Raw genomic sequence first — 20,438 nt, forward strand, 5'->3', positions numbered from 1 at the left:
CGGATCGAGCGCTCCCGGCGGGCTCCGCCGCCGAGACGCCGCGCGTCAGGCGAGCGACGCGCGACTTCATCGGACACTCGGCCGACGCTCGGGCCGACGCTCGGGAGCGAATGCGACAACAGCGTCGCCTCGCCGCCCGGACACACGGCGCTCCGTGGCGCAGAGGGCCGTCGGATGTGCATCACGCGATGACGCCTTCACGAGGGGAGGAGCCACGATGCATGGGGCACACGCCCGTGCCGGGAACGGCCAAGGTGCGCCAGACGGAGAGGGATCTCCTTAGGGAAGTGCCTGAGGCGCGCAACGCCTTCCCTCATCGATGAGACATTGAAATAGGCGGGTGTCGCGTGAGCCGATGTGGGGAGCGCCGCCCCTCCGGCGCTACTTTCCGGCGGCCGCTTCAGAGCCGGGCCGCCGCGGCTCCCGCGCGCCGGCGAACGCGGCGCCCTCGCGGCCGATCGACGGCGCGTCGGCGATGTGCTCGCGGTCGTCGAGGGTGTGGCCCATTGCGCCGAGCGCGCTCCTCAGCTCGTCGGGGAAGCCGCCCTGCTCGACGAACAGCTTGTCGGGGTAGTCCTGGTGGTGGAAGCGCGGCGCGTTGACCCCCGTGGTCACGTCGAAGCCGAAGTCGACGACGTTCGAGAGGATCTGGAACACCGCAGTGAGGATCGTCGGGCCGCCCGCGGCGCCGAGCACGAGCTCCACGCGCCCGTCCTTCCCCGTCACGATCGTCGGCGACATCGACGAGAGCATGCGCTTGCCGGGCGCGATGGAGTTGGCCTCCCCCTGCACCAGACCGAACTGGTTCGGGGTGCCGGGCACGGCGGCGAAGTCATCCATCTCGTTGTTCAGCACGAATCCGGCGCCGGTCACCGTCACCCCCGAGCCGTACCAGCCGTTCAGCGTCGTGGTCAGCGCGACGGCGTTGCCCTGCGCGTCGACCACCGAGAAATGGGTCGTGTGCGGGCCGCGCCCGCCCGAGTCCTTGGCCGCCGCGCCCCGGGCGAGCTCGTCCGTGGGCGTCGCGCGGTCCGCCGCAATCGTGGCGCGCTGCTGCTCGGCCCACGCGACCGAGAGCAGCTCCTCCACCGGGTTCTTCACGAAATCGGGATCCCCGAGGACCTCGTTGCGCGCGAGGAACACCCGCCGCATCGCCTCGGCGACCACGTGCACGTGCGACGGCGAGTGCCAGCCGAGCTTGGCGACGTCGAGCCCCTCCAGCTGGTGCGCGATCATCGCGAGCGCGAGGCCGCCCGACGACGGGAGCGGCATCGATGCGACGCGGCGCCCGCGGTACTCGAAGACGACGGGGTCGCGCCACTTCGCCTTGTAGCCCTTGAGGTCCGCGGCCGAGATGATGCCCTTGCCCCGCCGCATCTCGGCCACGAAGAGCTCGGCGGTCTTGCCCTCGTAAAAGCCCGCGGGCCCCTTCTCCGCGATGCGCTCGAGCGTCGCCGCGAGCTCGGGCGATTTCCACGTGGCGCCGATCTCGATGGGCGCGCCGCCCGGCAGGAACAGCGCGACCGACGCCGGGAAGCGCTTGAGCTTGCCCGACGCGGCCTTGACCGTCGTCGCGAAGTTCTCGTCGACCGAGAAGCCCTCCTTCGCGAGCCGGATCGCGGGCGCGACGAGCTCGGCCCAGGTCTTCTTCTTGGAGCCGAGCTTGTCGTACGCTTCCCAGAGCCCCGCCACGCTGCCGGGCACGCCGACCGCGAGGTGGCCGACCCGCGAGCTCTCCGTGGCCTTGCCGTCCTTGCCCCGGTACATGTCGTGGGTCGCCTTGCCCGGCGCCGTCTCGCGGAAGTCGAGCGCGTGCTCCTTGTCGCCGACGCGCGCGACCATGAACCCGCCGCCGCCGAGGTTGCCGGCCGTCGGGTGCACGACGGCCAGCGCGAACGCTGTCGCGACCGCCGCGTCGACGGCGTTGCCGCCCGAGGCGAGGACCTCCGCGCCCACCTTCGTGGCGAGGGCGGCGTCGCTCGTGACCATCGAGGGGCCCCGCACCGGCGGCGCGCCCTCGGGGTAAGGCCACCCGGCCGGGAACCGCGACGCCGGCGTGGCCGGCGCGGCCGGCGCGGGCGCAGGCGCCGAGGCGGGGGCGGCGTTCGGCGACGGGGGCGGGGGCGGCGCGGGCGGAGGGGGCGGGACGGCGGCCTCGCAGCCCGCGAGGAGGACGACGGCGAGCAATCGATGCCAGGCACGGAGCTTCATCGCGGCGGCTTATAGCCCAGGCCCCGCGCCGCTCGAAGGCCAGAGGCGCGGCCGCGCGAGCGCGGCCGGAGGGTTCTCCACGGTGATCCGTCACAGCTGTTCGGGCTTCTGCTGATCAGCTGTACCGCTCTCTGGCGAACGGGAGAGCGACGCGCCGTACAGGGCGCGTGGAGCATGGGCTCGTACCGAGGCGCCCGGGGACGCCTCCCGGCGCCGCGAAGTGATCGGTCTTGGTCGTTGGCTTGGGGGCTTCGCCCCGCTTGGGTATGATCGGCCCCGGATGTTTCCGACGGAGCCCGCTCCCGAGACGATTGGGGCCTACAAGATCCTCCGGCACCTGTCCGGTTCTGGGCCTACCAGCGTCTATCTCGGGCGACTGGATGGCCCGCTCGGGTTTCGCCGCGTCTGCGTGCTGAAGCTCGTCCCGAATACCGCCGAGGGGGATCCGCGCTTCGCCGACGAGCTCGCCCGCGAGGCGTCGATCTGCGCGACGATGAACCACCCGGCGATCGTGCGGATGTTCGACTTCTTCGAGCACGCCGGCCGGCTCGTCCTCGTGCTCGAGCACGTCGAGGGCGTGAACCTCAATCGGCTGCACCAGCACCTCGCGGCGCGGCAGCAGAAGCTCGCCGACGCGGCGGTCTACTACCTGGTCCACTGCATCGCCGGGGCGCTCGCGCACGCGCACGGGTCCGTCGACGAGCACGGCAGCCCCACGCCGATCGTCCATCGCAACCTCCACCCGGAGAACATCGTGATCGGGTGGGACGGGCAGGTGCGCCTGACGGGGTTCGGCATCGGCAAGATCCTCGGGCGCACGCCGGACACGATCGCGGGCGTGGTGAAGGGCGCGCCGGGGTACATGGCGCCCGAGCAGGCGCGCGCCGAGCGCGTCACGGTGAAGGCCGATATCTATGGCGTGGGGCTCCTGCTCTGGTCGTTGCTCACGGGGCGGCGGCCGCCCGCGGACGGCACGCGACCGCAGGCGATCGCCACGATCCGGCCGGAGATCCCGCGCCCGATCGTGGCGCTGCTCGACACGGCCCTCGCGCCGGCGCCGGACGATCGGAAGATCACCGTCCACGAGATCGAGCAGGCGCTCGCGAAGGTCGCTCGCCCGGAGAAGGGGAAGGCCGAGCTCGTGACGCGCGTGCAATCGGCGCACGCGACGATCGAGATCGAGGACGCGGATCGCGAGGAGGACCGGCGGCCGACGATCCCGGTCAAGGGCAAGGGAGGTCAGACCGCGAGGCCCGCGGCGGACGCGGCGAAGCGGCTCGCGAAGGATCTCTTTGCCAGGGATCAGGCGGCCAGGGACGGCGGCGCCGCGAGGCTGCGGACCCCCGGCGCGCAGGCGAAGACCGCGCCTCCCTCGGCGGGGGCGTCCGAGGCGCTGATCGGGTCGGCTCGGCAGGACGACAAGGCGTCGATCGGCGCGCCCGAGCCGATCACGATCCCGGTGCCGGCGTCCGAGGCGAGGGGCGACGGCGCGAAGGGCGTCGAGGGACGAAGGCCCGCGCTGCCGGATCGCGAGACGTTCGGCCGCCTGTTCGAGGCGTCGAAGCGCGCGGCGGAGCGCGACGCGGCGGCGGCCGACGAGGGGCCGCCGGAGGGCGGGCCGCCGACGTTGACCGAGGTCGATCCGATATTCGAGGAGGACGGCACGACGATGCCTGGCACGGGCGCGGAGACGCCCCGCTTCGTGCCGACCACGTCGGTGATCCCGGAGGCGATCCGCTTCGGTCCGCCGCCGGCCCTCCCGGCGGATCTCGCGCCCGCGTTCCTGGGTGCGCCGCCCAAGCCGCCTTCCGCCTCGCCGGTGACCCCCTCCGGCGTGACCGTGCCGATGGGCGCAACGGGCCTGACGCCGCCCGGGGTGACGGTGCCGGTGGACGGCTCATCGGGCCTGACGCCGCCCGGGGGCGTGCCGTACCCGAGGCCGAGCGCGGCGGGCCGCGGCGGCTCTCCGGGGGAGTCGTCGCCCCCGGCGGGCGCGTCGTCGCGGCGCCCGCGGCTGCCATGGCAAGCGCCGCGTTCGCTGTCGCCTGTCGGGACGATCGCGGTGTCGGCGATCACGGCGACGGTGGTGGCGGGGCTCTGGATCTACGTGGCGCGGCGGGATCGGCCCGAGCCGGCCGTCGCGGTGGAGATGGCGCCCGCGATCGTCGAGCCCGTCGCCGCGGCGGCGTCCGCGGCGAGCGAGCCGCCCCCCGTGAAGAAGGCTCCGGCCGGGAAGGCGCAGGCGGCGAAGACGCTTTCAGCGAAGGAGGCCGCGGCGGCGAAGGAAGCCGCGGCGAAGGAGGCCGCGGCGGCGAAGGAGGCCGCGGCGAAGGAGGCCGCGGCGGCGAAGGAGGCCGCGGCGAAGGAAGCCGCGGCGGCGAAGGAGGCCGCGGCGAAGGAAGCCGCGGCGGCGAAGGAGGCCGCGGCGAAGGAGGCCGCGGCGGCGAAGGAGGCCGCGGCGAAGGAGGCCGCGGCGGCGAAGGAGGCCGCGAGCCAGGCGCGGCAGGGGAGCAATCCTGCGTCGCTGCCCAAGGATCAGGGCCTGCTCACGGTGGGGTTTCCGCAGCCGGGGGGCGTCTACATGACCGGCAAGTACGCGGGGGACGTGAACCAGGCGCTGGCCGTGCGCTGCGGCCGCTTCTTCGTGCGCGTCGGCCGGGCCGGGAAGACGAAGTTCCCCGAGTGGCTCAGCGCGGGTGTGACAGCGCAGGTGCCGTGCCAGGGGGCCACGAGCATCGATATCAAGCCGAGCGCGCCACCGAAGGCGAAGAAGAAGCGGTAGCCCGCTCAGGCGGCGTCGATCGTCCTGAGCAGGGCGTCGAGCTCGAACGGCTTGCTGAGCACCTCGCGCGCGTGCGCCGGCATCGGCTGCTTGATGTTCGACGCCGCGGTCATGATGACGACGGGGATCTCCTCCAGCGCGGGGACCGCGCAGAGCTCGTCGCACACCTTCCAGCCGTTCATCTTCGGCATCATCAGGTCGAGCAGGATCACGCCGGGCCGCTCGCCGTCGAGGAGCCGCTCGAGCGCCTCTCGCCCGCTGAAGAAAGGCGTCGCGTCATAACCGAGGTCGCGCAGCGTCTCGGCCAGGGTCGTCGCCAGATCCACGTCGTCATCGATGATCAGGACAGACTTGCTCATGTAGTGAAGGGGGTTCGCTGGTGAATGTGGGCCGACGTCGAGGCCGCTCGGCGTGGAGATGCTGCCTCGCTGCCACAACATTGCATGGGCTCCCATGGCATTTGCTAGTAGGACGCCGCGCGGCCGCAAGGAGAAACGCGGCAGAGCCAGGCACATGCGCTCGCCTTGCGCGCCTGTCCGGCCGCTTCGGCGCGGCGCGCCCGGCACGTCGCGCGCGTGCGTCGACCCGCGGCCTTGCTCTATGCTGCGGCGCCATGCTTGACACGCGGGAGTTGCCGCTCCTCCGGGCCCTCGCGGGCCGGTACCCGACGACCGAGGCCGCGCTCTCGGAGATCGGCCATCTGCGGGCGATCCTGTCGCTCCCGAAGGGCACGGTGCACGTGGTCAGCGACGTCCACGGCGAGCACAGGAAGCTGAAGCACATCATCAACAACGCCTCGGGGAGCCTGCGGCCGCTCGTCGAGCGGGTCTTCGGCGACCGGCTCACGGCGGCCGAGGAGCGCGCGCTGCTCTCGGCCGTCTACTACCCTCGCGAGACGTATGCCCGCGTCGCGTCCCGCAGCGAGGGGGCGCGGTGGGCCTTCCTGATCTGGACGCTCGCGCGCGAGGTCGAGGTCATCCGCGCGCTGTCGCAGCGCTACACGCTCCGCCAGGTGGAGGCGGCGTTCCCGGAGGACATGCGGGGCCTGCTCCGCGAGCTCGTCTCGGCGCGCGCCACCCTCGGCGAGGGCGGCTACCTCGACGCGCTCATCGATCCGTTCGTGCAGCACGGCCGCGAGATCGAGATCTTGCGCGCCATGGCGCGCGCCATCCGGAACCTGACGGTCTTCGAGCTCGTGGTCGCCGGCGATCTCGGCGATCGCGGTCCCCGGCTCGACAAGGTGATCGAGTACCTGACGCGCCAGCCGCGCGTGCGGGTCGTGTGGGGCAACCACGACGTGAGCTGGATGGGCGCGAGCCTCGGCCAGGAGGCGCTCATCGCCACGGTCGTCCGGCTCTCGCTGCGGTACGGGCGCCTGTCGCAGCTGGAAGAGGGCTTTGGCATCTCCGTGGCGCCGCTCGATCGGCTCGCGCGCACGGCCTACGCCGACGATCCGGCGGAGCGCTTCGCGGTCCGGGGCGAGGGGCTGCGCGACGCCCTGCTGATGGCGCGGATGCAGAAGGCCGCGGCCGTCCTCCAGTTCAAGCTGGAGGGGCAGCTCTGCCGGCGCCGCCCGGAGTACGCGCTCGAGCACCGCTGCCTGCTCCATCGCATCGACGCGCGCGCGGGCACGGTCGCGATCGACGGCGAGGTGTTCCCGCTGCTCGACGCGCGCTTCCCGACGCTCGACCCCGGCGATCCGTACGCGCTGACGCCGGACGAGGCGGCGTGCGTCGCCCTTCTGAAGGAGTCTTTCCTGAGGAGCCCGGCGCTGTCCCGCCAGATGCGCTGGATGGTGCAGCAGGGGACGACGTGGCTCAGGCGCGACCGGGCGCTCATCTTCCACGGCTGTGTCCCGGTGGACGGCGAGGGCGAGCTCCTTCCTTTCGTGGTGGACGGCGAGGTTCGCCGCGGCAGGGCGCTGTTCGACGCGCTGGAGCGAACGGTGCGCCGGGCCTTCCGGGCGGGCGCGCAGGAGGACGTCGACATGCTCTGGTACCTCTGGACCGGGCCGCTCTCGCCCATGTTCGGCAAGGACCGGATGACGACGTTCGAGTCGTATTTCGTCGCCGACGAGAGGACGCACAGGGAGACGAAGAACCCTTATTTCCACCTGATCCACGACGCCGCGTTCTGCGGCCGGGTGTGCCGCGAGTTCGGTGTGGACGAGGAGCGCGGGCTCATCGTGAACGGGCACGTGCCGGTCCGGGTCGAGCGGGGGGAGTCGCCGATCAAGGCGTCGCGCCGCGCGGTGACGATCGACGGGGCGTTCTCGGAGGCGTACGGCGACAAGGGGTACACGCTCGTGCTCGAGGCGAGCGGGGCGCGGCTCGCGCAGCACCACCATTTCACGTCGGTCGAGCAGGCCGTGGAGGCGGGGGAGGACATCATCCCCGTGATCTCCGACGTGGAGGTCTACGAGGCCGAGCGCCGGGTGGGAGACACCGAGAAGGGGGAGGAGCTCGAGCGGGAGATCGAGATCCTGGAGCGGCTCATCGAGGCGTACCGGGACGGAGCGCTCCTCGAGCAGCCGAGGTGACGTGAGGCGCGGCGGTGGCCGCGCCTCCTCGGATCAGTCGAGCTGGCCGTCCGCGATCCAGTCGACGAGCGTCTGCTGCTGTGCGGCCGTCAGGCAGGCAGAATTCGCGACGTCGAGCGCCGGGTCGCCGGTGCATCCGCGGTTGCGCGGCATGCGGGTGGCGTTGTCGAGGTCGTGGATGCGGATGGTGGCGCACTCCCCCTGCGTCCTCGCGGGTTGACCCGGGTCCACGGCGCACTGGGTCGAGTTCGAGGCGAGCTGCGAGGACTCGTAGGTGATGGCGAAGCCGCTGGCCGGCGCGGGATCCGTGCGGGTGTGGCAGGGCGAGCACTTTGCCAGCAGGATCGGCTCCACGTCGGCCCACCGTACGGGCTCGTCGCCTGCGCCGCCCTCGCCGCCTGCGCCGCCCGTGCCGGGAGCGCCGCCTGCGCCGCCCTCGCCGCCCGTGCCGGGAGCGCCGCCTGCGCCGCCCTCGCCGCCCTCGCCGCCCGTGCCGGGAGCGCCGCCTGCGCCGCCCTCGCCGCCCGTGCCACCTGCGCCGCCTTCGCCGCCCGTGCCGGGAGCGCCGCCGGCGCCGCCTTCGCCGCCCGTACCGGGAGCGCCGCCTGCGCCGCCTTCGCCGCCCGTGCCGGGAGCGCCGCCTGCGCCGCCTTCGCCGCCCGTGCCGGGAGCGCCGCCTGCGCCGCCCTCGCCGCCCGTGCCGCTGGTGGTGCTGCCGCCAGTTCCTGCGGTGGTGCTGGTGGAGGTGCCGCCGCCGGCCTCACCGCCTGCGCCGCCTGCGCCGAAGTCGACCTCGTCGTCACCGCACGCGGCGAGCGCGAGGAGCAGCGTACCGGTGGTCATGAAGAGACGAATGGAAGTACGCGAGATAGAGACCATGCGCGGAGAATAGGCACGTGCAGTCTCGCGGGTAAATGCTGCCGCACAGAAGTCACGATTCTATCATTGTTCCCTTGACGGAATATGCTTCCGCTGAATCGCGACGGCAGACGCTCCGGCTCGCCCGTCGGCCCGTGCTGCGTGAGCCCATGGCTCTGTCCGGTGGCCCAGTTTGACCGCGCCGATCGGGCCGCGCCCGGCTGGAATCAGCATTGCGGGGGGTCGACCGCGCGTGGGCGGCCTCGACGCGCTGGCGCTCGCGCGCGGCGTGGTGCCGCGTTGGCCTCGTATCCCCGAGGTGCCACGGCTCATGATAGCTGTTCACCGTCCGCTTCATGATGAAGCCTTGAGCGCCGAACCCCTCGACACCGACGGAACGCAGGTAATGTCAACTGCTCTGAGCGTCTCTCGTCATCGCGCGGACGCCAGCGCTCCTCCTTGTCTTCCTCGCGCGGCCTCTCGATCCTCGGATCGGAGATGACGTGCTCGACCCCGGTGAGCCCGCATCCATCGATGAGCCCGTCGCGTGCTCGCTCGCGCACGGGTTGTTGCGTTATGCCACGGGTGGATTATCGCGCCGCGCCATCGGGTTTGTATATTGCGGCCCGACTCGGACTATGGTTAACCGGTGGTGTCCCAGGACGCACCGTGTCATCCGGCGCGCCACGAGGCACGGGGGAGGCCTGGCTCGGGCTCATGGCGACGGCGCGGCGGTGACGCTCACGCGAACGCGCGCTCACGCGAACGCGCGCTCACGCGAACGCGCGCTCACGCGAACGCGCGCTCACGCGATCGAACCCTCGTTCGCGGCGTGAGGGGGGGCTTGCGTGCGGGGGGAGTCATGGATTAGAACGTTCCCTCTCTGTCTTATATTTCTTACACGTCCCGATCGACGCTTTGCTCGACTGTCACGGTTCACCTTAGAGCCCATCCTTCATCTCATCGACAAGAGAGGGGAGCACTCATGCGCCTCACACGGTATGCAACATGGATCATGGCGGCGGCTGTCGTTCTCGCGCCGGCCGCCTGCGGTGACGACACGTCCGACAACGCGACCGGCTCCGGGGCCAGCTCCGGCGCTGGTGCCGGCTCCGGAAGCGGCTCCGGCGCCGGCGCTGGCTCCGGAAGCGGCTCCGGAAGCGGCTCCGGCGCCGGCGCTGGCTCCTCCGGCAGCGGCTCCGGGACCGGAGGCAGCGGCACCGGCGGCAGCGACAGCACCGGCGGCGGCGGCAGCGGCGCCGGGGACGCCGTCGGCCTCCTGCCCTGCGACAACGGCTGGCCCGAGGTGCGGAGCGCGATCGCGCAGGATCCGGCGATCGAGGCGGCCATCACCGAGCTGCTCGGCAGGATGAAGGTGGAGGAGAAGGTCGGCCAGATGGTGCAGGCCGAGATCCAGAAGATCACGCCGGCCGAGGTGAAGCAGTACAACATCGGCTCCGTGCTGAACGGCGGCGGCTCCTGGCCGGGGAAGAACAAGAACGCGACGGCGGCGGACTGGGTGAAGCTCGCCGACGAGTTCTACAACGCCTCGGTGGACACCAGCGGTGGCCGCGTGGCCATCCCGATCATCTGGGGCATCGACGCGGTGCACGGGAACAACAATGTCCGCGGCGCCACGCTCTTCCCCCACAACATCGGCCTCGGCGCGGCCCACGACCCCGAGCTGCTCGAGCGCATCGGCGCCGCCACGGCCAAGGAGGTCCTCGCGACCGGGCTCGACTGGACCTTCGCGCCCACGCTCGCGACCGTGCGCGACGACCGCTGGGGCCGCACGTATGAAGGCTACTCCGAAGATCCCGAGATCGTGAACGCCTACGGGGGCCGGATCGTGCAGGGCATCCAGGGCGCCGCGAACAGCCCAGATCTCCTCGGCGCGACGCGCGTCATCGCGACGGCCAAACACTTCATCGGTGACGGCGGCACGGACAAGGGCGATGACCAGGGGAACAACCTCGCCTCCGACACCGAGCTGTGCGAGATCCACGCGCAGGGCTACCTGTCCGCCATCCCGGCGGGCGCGCAGACCGTCATGGCGTCGTACAACAGCATCCGCGGCACCAAGATGCACGGGAAGGGCGATCTGCTCACCGGGGTGCTGAAGGACAAGCTCCACTTCGACGGCTTCGTCATCGGCGACTGGAACGGTCACGGGCAGGTGTCGGGCTGCACCAACTCCTCGTGCGCCGCCTCGATCAACGCCGGTGTGGACATGATCATGGTCCCGGACGACTGGAAGGCGTTCTACGAGAACACCCTCAACCAGGTGAAGGGGGGCCAGATCTCGATGGCGCGGGTCGACGACGCCGTGACGAGGATCTTGCGGGTCAAGATGCGGGCGGGGCTCCTCGGCCCGAAGAAGACCAAGCAGGCGCCGTCGAAGCGGATGTTCGCGGGAGATCAGTCGGTGCTCGGGCAAGCGGAGCACCGGGCCCTCGCGCGCGAGGCGGTCCGGAAGTCGCTCGTCCTCCTCAAGAACGCCGGCGGCGTCCTGCCCCTCGCCGCCTCGGCCAAGGTGCTCGTCGCGGGCAAGTCCGCGGACAGCATCTCGAACCAGTCCGGCGGCTGGTCGCGGACGTGGCAGGGCACCGACCTGACGAACGCCGATTTCCCCGGCGCGACGTCGATCCTCAAGGGGATCCAGGACCTCGTGTCGGCCGGCGGCGGCCAGGCGACGCTGAGCGCCAACGGCTCCGCCGCCAGCTCGGGGAGCTTCGACGCGGCGATCGTGGTGATCGGCGAGACGCCTTATGCCGAGATGTACGGGGATATCCAGCTCGCGACGGACGACACGCCGCACGCGAAGACGCTGGAGCACGCGGTCTTCCACCCCGAGGATCTGCAGGTCCTCCAGGCGATCCGCACGGCCAAGCCGGATCTGCCGATCGTGACGGTCTTCCTGTCGGGCCGTCCGCTCTACGTCAACAAGGAGCTGAACCGCTCGGACGCCTTCGTGGCCGCGTGGCTCCCAGGCTCCGAGGGCGGCGGCGTGGCCGACGTGCTGTTCGGCAAGCAGCAGTTCCAGGGCAAGCTCTCGTTCTCCTGGCCTGCGACCGATTGCCAGCGGGTCAACCGCGGAGAAGACGGCGCGCTGTTCCCGTACGGCTTCGGCCTGACGACGGAGAACAAGGACACGCCTGCGGCGCTCCCGGAGGCGTCCACCGCGAGCGGCTGCAACTGAATCCATCCTCCGCGCCGCTGCGCTCTCCTCGCTCTCCGCAGCGGCGGCGGCATTCGTGAAATAGGCCGAAGACCCAGCCCGCCGCGCGGCGGGCCGGGTCTCCGTGATCAGCGCATCAGCGCGTCACGCGCCGCCGCCTCGCGCGGTCGTGAGCACCACCTTGCCCGTGGTCGCGCGGGACGCGACCGCCGTCATGGCCGCCTTCGCCTCCGCCATCGGCGGCGCGGCGGAGACGAGCGGCTTGATCGCGCCCTGGCCGTAGAGCGCGTAGAGCTCGTCTTGCGCCCTCCGCGTGAGATCGGGCCGGGCGCGGCTGTAGGTGCCCCAGTAGAGGCCGAGGACCGAATAGTTCTTCACGAGCAGGTGGTTCGCGCGCGCCGCGGGGATGCGGCCGGAGGCGAAGCCGATCACCACGATGCGTCCCTCGAAGGCGACGCATTTGGTCGACAGATCGAAGACGTCGCCGCCGACGGGGTCGAAGACGATATCGGCGCCCCGGCCCGAGGTCCGCTCCTTCACGATGGCGACGAAGTCCTCGCGTCGATAGTCGATGGCGACGTCCGCCCCGAGGGCGCGGCAGACCGCCGTCTTCTCCTCGCCGCCGGCGGTCGCGATGACGATCGCGCCGGCCGCCTTGGCGAGCTGGATCGCCGCGCTGCCGACGCCGCCCGCGCCGGCGTGCACGAGGACCGTGTCGCCCGGCTGGACGCCGGCGCGCCGGTGGAGCGCAAAATAGCCTGTCTGGTAGGTGATCGTCATCGCCGCGGCGTCCTCGAACGGCATCGCGTCCGGGAGCGCATAGGTGGTGCGCGGCCCCGCGATCACGCGCGTCGCGTACCCCCCCGAGCCGGGGAGCGTCGCGGCCACGCGGGCGCCCGGCGGGAGCGACGGCTCGCGGCTCTCGACGACGAGGCCGGCGACCTCGAAGCCCGGGATGAACGGCGGAGTCGGCTTGACCTGGTGCGCGCCCGCCGTGAAGAGCACGTCGGGGAAGTTGATCGCGGCGGCGGCCACCTCGATCCGGACCTCCCCCTCGGCGAGCGGGGGGTCGTCGACCTCTTCCCACACGAGGATCTCGGGGGGACCAAAGGCGTGTCCGCGCCAGGCGTGCATGCCCGCGGACCTTAGCAGAAAGCCCGGGCGGCCCGGCGGAAGCCGCCTCGCGCGCCGGGGATCCCCCGCGGGATCGCCGGCGCGCGCGAGATCAGCGGACGATCTCGATCGGCAGCTTCGCCGTCACGGAGCCCTGCTCCTGCCCGTCGAACGTGACCTCGACATCGTAGGTCCCCGGCGCGAAGAACTCGTCTTCCGGGTTGTCCGTGTCCGAGGGCCCGCTCCACTGCCGCCCCGACCAGGAGATCGTGTGCGTCGCCGCCGTCGCGTCGACCTGCACGGTCGCCGCGGCGTCGGGAGCGCAACACCCGGTGTCGCAGAGGCAATACTGCTGTGGATCCCCCGCCGTCGACAGCCCGGTGATCTGGTACGTGACGAACGAGCGCGGATCCGGGCTCGGTACGACGCAGTGCCCGCACCCGTCCGAGGCCGCGATCTCGATCGGAGGGACGCTCGAGTCGGTCGTGACCGTGTAGACGAACTCCGCTGGCTCGCCCCTCCAGTAAACGCAGCGGCTCGACTCGATCGATATCGTCACGCCCGGGATCGTGCCCTGGACGTCGCGCACCGCGCACGGCTCGGCCCCCGGCGGCAGCCCTCGGTCGCCGCCGCTGCTGCTGCTGCTCGCGCCGTCACCGCCGCTCCCGCCGCCTTCCTTGCCGCCGCCGCATCCCGTCGCGCACGCAGCGGACAGCAAGGCTATCGCCAGAGCTCGAAGCATGTCGTTTGCCATTCCCTCACCTCTCCCTCCTTCGCGCCACGCCGCCTGTCTGCGGCGGCGCGCGATCGGCAGCAAGGGAGATGCTCCGCGAGGCGCGCGCGGGCTCCGGAGGGACAGGCCGTGGCGCGCGCCACCCCGGGCCGTCGATTGTGCCAGCCTGGGCCGCTGCCCGCCGGCTTCGCCTCAGCCGTGCTTCAGGGGTAGATGTCGATCGGCAGCTTCGCCGTCACGGAGCCCTGCTCCTTGCCGTCGAACGTCACCTCGACATCGTAGGTCCCCGCCTGGAAGAAGGCGCCCTCCGGGTTGCTCGTGTCGGACGGCCCGGTCCACTGCCGCCCGGACCAGCGGATCGTCTGGGTCGCCGTCGTCGCGTCGACCTGCACGGTCACCGCCTCGTCGGGAGCGCAGCAGCCCACGTCGCACAGGCAATAGAGCTGCGGTTGCGGATCGGCGCTCCATGTGAGGCCGCTGATCTTGTAGGAGACGAACGAGAGCGGATCGCTCGTCGGTTCGACGCAGCGCCCGCAGCCGGTGGAGGCCGCGACGTCGATCGGAGGGACGCTCGAGTCGGTCGTGATCGTGTAAACGAACTCCGCCGGCTCTCCCCGGCGGTAGGTGCAGCGGCTCGACTCGATCGTTATCTTCACCCCGGGGATCGTGCCCTCGACGTCCCGCACCTCGCACGGCGGCGCGTTCGACACATCGACGCAGCCGCCGCCGCTCCCCTCGCCGCAGCCGCCGCTGCCATCCTCGCCGCTGTCGTCGATGCCCCCGCCGCCGCTGCTGTCGCCGCCGCTGCCGCCGTTGTGGCCGCCGCTGCCGCCGTTGCCGCCGCTGCTGCTGCTGCTGGCGCTGTTGTCGCCGCCGCTGCCGCCGTTGCCGCCGCTGGCGCCAGCGCCGTCATTCACGCTGTTCTTGCATCCCATCAGGCACGCACCGGACAGCAGGGCTGCCGCCAGCACGCGAAGCACGTCGCTCGTCATCGCATCACCTCGTGGCTTCGCCACCGAACCTCGCGCGCGGCGGCACGGGGCGTGCAGCAAAAGGGATGCCTCGCGCGGCAAGCGCAGCTTCCCGCAGGAGCGCCCCTGGTTCGCGGCACCCCGGATCTTCGATTGTGCCAGTTTGGGCCGTGGTGGGCTGTGAGCTGCTGCGCTCGCAGGGCGCCATTCCCGGCGAGCCAGCTTCTCCGGGGCATCCGAGCGACATCTCAACGCGCGAACCAGCGGCCGGCCCGGCTCATCCCGCGACGCGCCGGCGCGCCGTCGTCACTCGATCTCGGGGTACCAGCACGCCACGCGGTGGCCGCTGCCGGGGACGAGCTCCTCGAGCGGCGGGATCTCGACGTCGCATTTGCCCTCTTCGGCCTTCCGGCAGCGAGGGTGGAACACGCAGCCGTCGGGCGGGTTGATCGCGCTCCCGGGCGCGCCCGGCAGCAGGCGGCGCGCCTTGCTCCCCCGCTCGATCGACGGCGTCGCCTCGAAGAGCGCGCGCGTGTACGGGTGGTGCCGCCGCCCGGCCACGGCCTGCGTGGGGCCGATCTCCACGATGCGGCCGAGGTACATCACCGCGACGCGGTGGCTCACGTGCTCGACGACCCGGAGGTCGTGCGAGATGAACAGCAGGCCGAGCGACAGCTCGTCCTGGAGCTCCTCCAGCAGGTTGACGATCTGGGCCTGCACCGAGAGGTCGAGCGCGCTCACGGGCTCGTCGCAGACGATGAAGTCCGGGCGCACGGCGAGGGCGCGGGCGATCGCGACCCGCTGCCGCTGCCCGCCGGAGAGCTCGTGGGGGAAGCGCTCCATCATGTCCGGCCGCAGGCCGACCTTCTGGAGCGCGCCCTCGACCATCGCGGTCTCCTCGTCGCGGCTCCTCGCGAGGTGGTGGATGACGATGCCCTCGCCGACGATCTCGCGCAGCGTCATGCGCGGGTTGAGCGAGCCGTAGGGGTCCTGGAAGACGATCTGCATCCGCTGGCGCATGGCCCGGAGCGCGCGGCTCGACAGGGCGCTCAGGTCGTGGCCGTCGAAGAGGACCCGGCCGACCGTGGGCTCGATGAGCCGGAGCACGAGGCGCCCGAGGGTGCTCTTGCCGGAGCCCGACTCGCCGACAAGGCCGAGCGTCTCGCCCCGGTAAACGCGGAAGGTCGCCTCGACGACGGCCTGCACGAACGACGGCTTCGCGAAGGCGCCGCGCTGCACCGGGTAGAACTTCGAGAGCCCCTCCGCCTGGACGAGCGGCCGCTCGCCCGGCGCGCTCTCCGCGCCCTCCGGGTGCGCCGCGGCTGCAGCGTGCAGGTGCGGCGCGGCGGGCTCGTCGCGCTGCGTGGGCGGCGGGGATCCGCTGTCGCGCGTCACGGGGCGCCCTCGTTGCCCGCGCGCCCCGGGCCCGCGAGGAGGAAGCAGCGCGCCGCGTGGTGCCCCGCGCCGGGCGGGACGGCGTACAGGTCCGGCGCCTCGGCGCGGCAGCGGTCGAACACGGCGTCGCAGCGGTCCTGGAAGCGGCAGCCGCGCGGCGGATCGCGCAGATCGGGCAGCGCGCCCGGGATGGTCGGCAGGCGGAGCGAGCGCTCGCCGCGCACGCGGTGCGGGCGGAGCCCGCGCGCCGGGATGCTCCTGAGGAGCGCGCGCGTGTACGGGTGCGAGGGCGCCGCGAGCACGTCGCGCGCCGGCCCTTGCTCGACGACGACGCCGGCGTAGAGGACGACGATCTCGTCCGCGAGCTCGCCGACGACGGCGAGGTCGTGCGCGATGAGCAGGAGGCTCATCGACGTCTCTGCCTTGAGCCGCTCGAGGAGGTCGAGGATCTGCGCCTGCGTCGTCGTGTCGAGCGCGGTGGTGGGCTCGTCGGCGATGAGCAGCGAGGGCTCCGGCGCGAGGGCCATGGCGATCATGACGCGCTGGCGCATCCCGCCGGACAGCTCGTGCGGGTAGCTGTTCGCGCGGACCTCGGGCTCGGGGAAGCCGACCTTGCGCAGGAGGTTCACGGCGTAGAGCCGGGCGTCGCCGCGGGACATGGGCCGGTGCAGCCGGATGGCCTCGGCGATCTGGGCGCTGACCGTGTACACGGGGTTCAGCGAGGTCATCGGCTCCTGGAAGATCATGCCGATCTTCCCGCCGCGCACGGCGCGCATCTCGCGCTCGCTCAGCGCGAGGAGGTCCTGGCCGTCGAGCTCGATCGCGCCGCCGTCGATGGACGCGTAGGGCGCGGGCAGGAGCCGCAAGATGCTCAGCGCGGTCACCGTCTTGCCGCAGCCCGACTCGCCGACGAGCGCCACCGTGCGCCCGCGCGGCACGGTGAACGAGACGCGGTCGAGGGCGCGCGTGACGCGGCCGTCGGCGGCGAACGAGACGCGGAGGTCGCTCACCCGGAGCAGCGTGGGCGGCGGGGCCTCCTCGGGCGAGAGGGGCGGCGCGGTGCGGGGCAGCGGGAGGGGGCGGCCGCTCGCCGTCGAGCGCTGCGTGACGGCGGGCTCGTCGTCGTCGAGCAGGCCGCGCGCGAGGGCGCCGTGGGGGACGGCGGAGGCGCTGGGCGCGGGGAGAGCGCCCGCGGTCGAGGCGTCGGGCGTGGCCGGGGCGCCGGGCAGGGAAGGCGCGCTGGGCGCGGCAGGCCTTCTCTCGCCGAGGTCGTGGCGGATCAGGGGAAGCGGGAGCGACATCCGCGCGCCGAGGTCGTCGTCCTCGTCGTCCTGGCCGTTGCTCACCGTACGTACACCTCGAGGCGGGGGCCGACGCCCTGGGAGATGCCCATCGAGTAGGCGGCCCCGACGGCGTCGCTCCCCGGCGCGAGGATGGCGATGCCGTGGTCGTCCTTGCGGCGCCTGGCCCAGTCGCGCACGAGCGAGGTGACGTCGATCCGCAGCGGCGTCGCTGGTCGAGGCCGCGCGATGGCGGCGGCCTCCGGGATCGACAGCCGCGGCTGCCGGCCCCACGTCGCCGTCTCGGAGCGCCACGGCTCGAGGATGCGCGCGACCTCCAGCGTGAGCGCGCGCTCGGCGGGAGGCGCCATCGGGGCCGGCTCCAGCACGACGAAGGCGCTCGTGATGTCGGCGCCGACGCCGAAGGTCGGCGAGAACCGGAGCAGCAGGACGACCTCACCGCCCCCGGCGCGCCCGAGCGCGACGGCGTCGGGGACGCCTGGCGCTGCCGCGGCGTCGTCCTCGACGAGGACGGCCATGTCCTCGGGCCGGAGCAGCACGCGGCGCGCGTCGAGGGGCGCGGGGAGGGCGCTCGCCGGCCGGCAGCGCCCGGCGACGCAGTACCCGGCGCCGCAGACGCCCGCGCCTGCGCACACGCCCGCGTTCTTGGCGGGGCCGCCGCCGCAGCCCAGGAGCGGCGGCGCCGCGACGAGCAGGGCCACGGGCGCGAGGGCGGCGAGCAGACGCACAGCGGGGGCGACCATAGCAGAGGGCGGCCCGGGTAGGGCGGACTGGGTGGCAGGGGCGGGGGCGCGGCGTGCCGGGGGGCGGCGGGGGCGCCGATCGCCGGCGCTGTGATCCCTGTTGTCGGGCCGCGGCCGCTCTGCTGGGATGCCGTGTCGTGCGCGTTCGAGCCGTTACCTTCCTGAGAGCGCTGTTGATCGTGGCCGCCGTGCCCGGGGCGCTCGCCGCCTGCGGAAAGAAGGCGCCGCTCGGGTCTCCGTGCCGCGCCGACGACGACTGCGCGTCAGGCCTCGCCTGCCACCGCGAGCAATGCCTGCACGAGGGGAGCGCCCGGCGCCTGCGCGACGAGGAGCAGCGCGCCTCGGGCGAGGGCGGCGCGCGGAAGGTCGGCGACCGCATCGAGGTCGAGTGGAAGGGGTCGTACAAGCCCGCGAGCATCACCGGCGTCGTCGCCCCCGGCTCCTACCGGGTCCACTTCGATGGGTACGACGCGCAGTGGGACGAGGTCGTGACCGAGGCGCGCATCAAGGGCGGCGCGCGCTCGGGCTCAGGGCAGCGGACGGCGGTACCGGCGGCGAGCGGCACGCCGCGCTGAGCGGCGGACGGCGGCGCGCGGAGCACGTGGAGCTCGGCCGCGAGGGTCGGGAGCGGTGCCGCGAGGCAGCGCCGCGACGCATCGCTCGCTCGCTCGCTAGCTGGTGAATCGATCTCCCATGCTCCCACCATGACTATTTGCTGTCCGCGCGGAGGAAGTCCACGAACGCGCGAAGCGCCGCGGGCATGTGGCGGCGGCTCGGATAATAAAGAAAGGGGCCTGAGAGACGCGACCACCAGCGCTCCAGGACCGGCTTCAACGCGCCGCTCTCGATGTGCGGGCGCAGCCAGTCCTCGAACCAGTAGATGAGACCGGTGCCCGCGATCGCGGCGTCCACGAGGAGGTCCGTCGCATTCCCGAGGCTGCCGACGAGCGGGCCGGTCGGGTCGACCTTCACGACCTCGCCGTCGCGCTCGAACTCCCACGGACACAGCGCGCCGCTCGGGAAGCGGCCGCGCAGACATGCGTGATCGAGGAGCTTGCGCGGGTGGGTCGGGCGCCCGTGCCGCTCGAGGTAGGCGCCCGACGCCGCGAGCGCCAAGCGCTGCTCGCGCTGGCCGATCGGGACCGCGATCATGTCTTTCTCGAGCGTCTCTTCGTAACGAATGCCCGCGTCGCAGCCCGCGGCGAGGATGTCGACGAGCGTGTCGTCCGCCGTCACCTCGACGCGGATATCGGGATACGCGGCGAGGAATGGCGGCAAGATCCGTGGGAGCACGAGCCGCGCGGCGACGACGGGGACGTTCAACCGGAGCGTGCCGGCTGGCTTGTCGCGCGAGCTCTTCACGACGTCGAGCGCCGCTGCGATCTCGGCGAGCGCAGGACCGAGCCGCTCGAGGAGACGCGCGCCGGCCTCGGTCGGCGCGACGCTGCGGGTCGTCCGATGAAGAAGCCGGACGCCGAGCTCGCCCTCCAGCCGGCGCACCGCCTCGCTCGCGCTCGACGCGCTCGTGCGGCTCGTGCGGCTCGCCTCGCGGAAGCCGCCGGCGCGCGCCACCGCGGCGAAGACCCGGACGTCGTCGAGATCCACTGCCATTGTTCGCCTTTCCGTACAGGCCGTACTGATTTGAGGCTCTTATCATACACCCCGTCGTGGCCTACCGTCGACAGCCATGACGAATCTAGCCAAGGTCGGGACGTTCAAGATGGGCAGTCGCACGGTGAAGCGCTTCGGATACGGCGCCATGCAGCTCGCCGGGCCGGGCGTGTTCGGACCGCCGAGAGACCGCGCTGCCGCGCTCGCCGTGCTGCGCGAGGCGGTGAAGCGCGGCGTCGATCACATCGACACGAGCGACGTGTACGGGCCGCACGTCACGAATCAGATCATCCGGGAGGCGCTGCACCCGTATCCGAGGGATCTCGTGATCGCCACGAAGGTCGGCGCAAAACGCGGCCCGCAGGGATCCTGGGAGCCGGCGTTCGCCGCCGAGGACATCACGAGCGCGGTCCACGACAACCTCCGGAACCTCGGCGTCGACGCGCTCGACGTGGTGAACCTGCGCGTCCTGTTCGACGCGCAGGGGCCCGCGGAAGGCTCCATCGAGGCGCCGCTCTCCGCGCTCATGAAGCTGCAGCGGGAGGGCAAGGTCCGCCACATCGGCCTCAGCAATGTGACCGCGAAGCAGGTGGAAGAGGGGCGCGCGATGACCGAGATCGTGTGCGTGCAGAACCTGTACAACCTCGCGCACCGGCAGGACGACGCGCTGATCGACAGCCTCGCCGCGGCAGGCATCGCGTATGTGCCGTTCTTCCCGCTCGGCGGCTTCTCGCCGCTCCAGTCCTCGACGCTGTCCGACGTCGCGCGCCAGCTCGGCGCGACGCCGATGCAGGTCGCGCTCGCGTGGCTGCTGCGGCGCTCGCCGAACATCCTTCTCATTCCCGGGACGTCGAGCGTCGAGCACCTGCGCGAGAACCTCGCGGCGGCAGATCTCGAGCTGTCCAACGACGCGATGAGAGCGCTCGACCGTATCTAGAACACGCTCAAGGTCGCATTGTCCCGCTCACTCGGGTGGTAGAAGGGGAGGGGACGCACAACAACT

15 protein-coding genes are annotated in these 20,438 nt (G+C 72.3%); 5 read left to right on the forward strand and 10 right to left on the reverse strand.

Annotated elements, in window-relative coordinates:
• Positions 1–381 precede the first annotated feature (381 nt).
• Positions 382–2,211, reverse strand: coding sequence for a gamma-glutamyltransferase (gene ggt, locus WMF11_RS47645; RefSeq protein WP_437975503.1), 1,830 nt, complete (start codon positions 2,209–2,211; stop codon positions 382–384).
• Between the two features lie 280 nt (positions 2,212–2,491).
• On the opposite strand from ggt, the gene WMF11_RS47650 reads away from it, so the two are divergent.
• Positions 2,492–4,993: a serine/threonine-protein kinase gene (locus WMF11_RS47650; protein WP_437975504.1), complete on the forward strand. Its 2,502-nt coding sequence runs from the start codon at positions 2,492–2,494 to the stop codon at positions 4,991–4,993.
• A gap of 5 nt (positions 4,994–4,998) precedes the next feature.
• Here the strand turns inward: WMF11_RS47650 and WMF11_RS47655 are convergent, their stop codons facing one another.
• Positions 4,999–5,352, reverse strand: a complete 354-nt coding sequence (locus WMF11_RS47655; RefSeq protein ID WP_437547431.1) for a response regulator — start codon at positions 5,350–5,352, stop codon at positions 4,999–5,001.
• A 254-nt stretch (positions 5,353–5,606) separates the two neighbouring features.
• Here WMF11_RS47655 and WMF11_RS47660 point away from each other — a divergent pair, with 254 nt between their 5' ends.
• Positions 5,607–7,532 (forward strand): fructose-bisphosphatase class III, encoded by a 1,926-nt coding sequence (locus WMF11_RS47660; protein WP_437905671.1) that lies wholly within the window; start codon positions 5,607–5,609, stop codon positions 7,530–7,532.
• A 33-nt stretch (positions 7,533–7,565) separates the two neighbouring features.
• On the opposite strand, the gene WMF11_RS47665 is transcribed toward WMF11_RS47660, so the two are convergent.
• The gene (locus WMF11_RS47665; protein ID WP_437975505.1) at positions 7,566–8,375 is read right to left on the reverse strand and encodes a hypothetical protein; all 810 of its coding nucleotides are present in this window, start codon (positions 8,373–8,375) and stop codon (positions 7,566–7,568) included.
• A 1,000-nt stretch (positions 8,376–9,375) separates the two neighbouring features.
• Here WMF11_RS47665 and WMF11_RS47670 point away from each other — a divergent pair.
• Positions 9,376–11,589, forward strand: a complete 2,214-nt coding sequence (locus WMF11_RS47670) for a glycoside hydrolase family 3 protein (protein WP_437975506.1) — start codon at positions 9,376–9,378, stop codon at positions 11,587–11,589.
• Between the two features lie 123 nt (positions 11,590–11,712).
• Here the strand turns inward: WMF11_RS47670 and WMF11_RS47675 are convergent, their stop codons facing one another.
• From WMF11_RS47675 to WMF11_RS47700, 6 genes are all read right to left on the reverse strand, one after another.
• A complete protein-coding gene (locus WMF11_RS47675) occupies positions 11,713–12,702 on the reverse strand; it encodes an NADPH:quinone oxidoreductase family protein (protein ID WP_437975507.1) in 990 nt (329 codons plus the stop codon).
• A 91-nt stretch (positions 12,703–12,793) separates the two neighbouring features.
• Positions 12,794–13,435, reverse strand: a complete 642-nt coding sequence (locus WMF11_RS47680) for a hypothetical protein (protein WP_437975508.1) — start codon at positions 13,433–13,435, stop codon at positions 12,794–12,796.
• Positions 13,436–13,617: 182 nt separating this feature from the next.
• Positions 13,618–14,406, reverse strand: coding sequence for a hypothetical protein (locus WMF11_RS47685; RefSeq protein WP_437975509.1), 789 nt, complete (start codon positions 14,404–14,406; stop codon positions 13,618–13,620).
• Between the two features lie 285 nt (positions 14,407–14,691).
• Positions 14,692–15,780 carry an ABC transporter ATP-binding protein gene (locus WMF11_RS47690; RefSeq protein ID WP_437547438.1) on the reverse strand — a complete coding sequence of 363 codons (1,089 nt, stop codon included), beginning with the start codon at positions 15,778–15,780 and terminating at the stop codon, positions 14,692–14,694.
• A complete protein-coding gene (locus WMF11_RS47695; RefSeq protein WP_437905677.1) occupies positions 15,777–17,126 on the reverse strand; it encodes an oligopeptide/dipeptide ABC transporter ATP-binding protein in 1,350 nt (449 codons plus the stop codon). Before WMF11_RS47695 ends, WMF11_RS47690 begins: the two co-directional genes overlap by 4 nt.
• On the reverse strand, positions 17,123–17,824 hold the full coding sequence (locus tag WMF11_RS47700; RefSeq protein WP_437975510.1) for a DNRLRE domain-containing protein: 702 nt from the start codon (positions 17,822–17,824) through the stop codon (positions 17,123–17,125). Before WMF11_RS47700 ends, WMF11_RS47695 begins: the two co-directional genes overlap by 4 nt.
• 137 nt (positions 17,825–17,961) lie before the next feature.
• On the opposite strand from WMF11_RS47700, the gene WMF11_RS47705 reads away from it, so the two are divergent.
• Positions 17,962–18,399 carry a hypothetical protein gene (locus tag WMF11_RS47705; RefSeq protein ID WP_437975511.1) on the forward strand — a complete coding sequence of 146 codons (438 nt, stop codon included), beginning with the start codon at positions 17,962–17,964 and terminating at the stop codon, positions 18,397–18,399.
• A 133-nt stretch (positions 18,400–18,532) separates the two neighbouring features.
• On the opposite strand, the gene WMF11_RS47710 is transcribed toward WMF11_RS47705, so the two are convergent.
• On the reverse strand, positions 18,533–19,435 hold the full coding sequence (locus WMF11_RS47710; protein ID WP_437975512.1) for a LysR substrate-binding domain-containing protein: 903 nt from the start codon (positions 19,433–19,435) through the stop codon (positions 18,533–18,535).
• A gap of 76 nt (positions 19,436–19,511) precedes the next feature.
• On the opposite strand from WMF11_RS47710, the gene WMF11_RS47715 reads away from it, so the two are divergent.
• Positions 19,512–20,372, forward strand: a complete 861-nt coding sequence (locus WMF11_RS47715; RefSeq protein WP_437905681.1) for an aldo/keto reductase family oxidoreductase — start codon at positions 19,512–19,514, stop codon at positions 20,370–20,372.
• The last annotated feature ends 66 nt before the right edge of the window (positions 20,373–20,438 follow it).

It is taken from the genome of Sorangium sp. So ce295, from assembly GCF_051527405.1.
GTDB classification, from domain to species: domain Bacteria; phylum Myxococcota_A; class Polyangia; order Polyangiales; family Polyangiaceae; genus Sorangium; species Sorangium cellulosum_B.

Coding starts and splice junctions, on each gene's coding strand:
- ggt (WP_437975503.1), bottom strand. CDS start 2,211: ATGAAGCTCCGTGCCTGGCATCGATTGCTCGCCGTCGTCCTCCTCGCG.
- WMF11_RS47650 (WP_437975504.1), top strand. CDS start 2,492: ATGTTTCCGACGGAGCCCGCTCCCGAGACGATTGGGGCCTACAAGATC.
- WMF11_RS47655 (WP_437547431.1), bottom strand. CDS start 5,352: ATGAGCAAGTCTGTCCTGATCATCGATGACGACGTGGATCTGGCGACG.
- WMF11_RS47660 (WP_437905671.1), top strand. CDS start 5,607: ATGCTTGACACGCGGGAGTTGCCGCTCCTCCGGGCCCTCGCGGGCCGG.
- WMF11_RS47665 (WP_437975505.1), bottom strand. CDS start 8,375: ATGACCACCGGTACGCTGCTCCTCGCGCTCGCCGCGTGCGGTGACGAC.
- WMF11_RS47670 (WP_437975506.1), top strand. CDS start 9,376: ATGCGCCTCACACGGTATGCAACATGGATCATGGCGGCGGCTGTCGTT.
- WMF11_RS47675 (WP_437975507.1), bottom strand. CDS start 12,702: ATGCACGCCTGGCGCGGACACGCCTTTGGTCCCCCCGAGATCCTCGTG.
- WMF11_RS47680 (WP_437975508.1), bottom strand. CDS start 13,435: ATGGCAAACGACATGCTTCGAGCTCTGGCGATAGCCTTGCTGTCCGCT.
- WMF11_RS47685 (WP_437975509.1), bottom strand. CDS start 14,406: ATGACGAGCGACGTGCTTCGCGTGCTGGCGGCAGCCCTGCTGTCCGGT.
- WMF11_RS47700 (WP_437975510.1), bottom strand. CDS start 17,824: ATGGTCGCCCCCGCTGTGCGTCTGCTCGCCGCCCTCGCGCCCGTGGCC.
- WMF11_RS47710 (WP_437975512.1), bottom strand. CDS start 19,435: ATGGCAGTGGATCTCGACGACGTCCGGGTCTTCGCCGCGGTGGCGCGC.
- WMF11_RS47715 (WP_437905681.1), top strand. CDS start 19,512: ATGACGAATCTAGCCAAGGTCGGGACGTTCAAGATGGGCAGTCGCACG.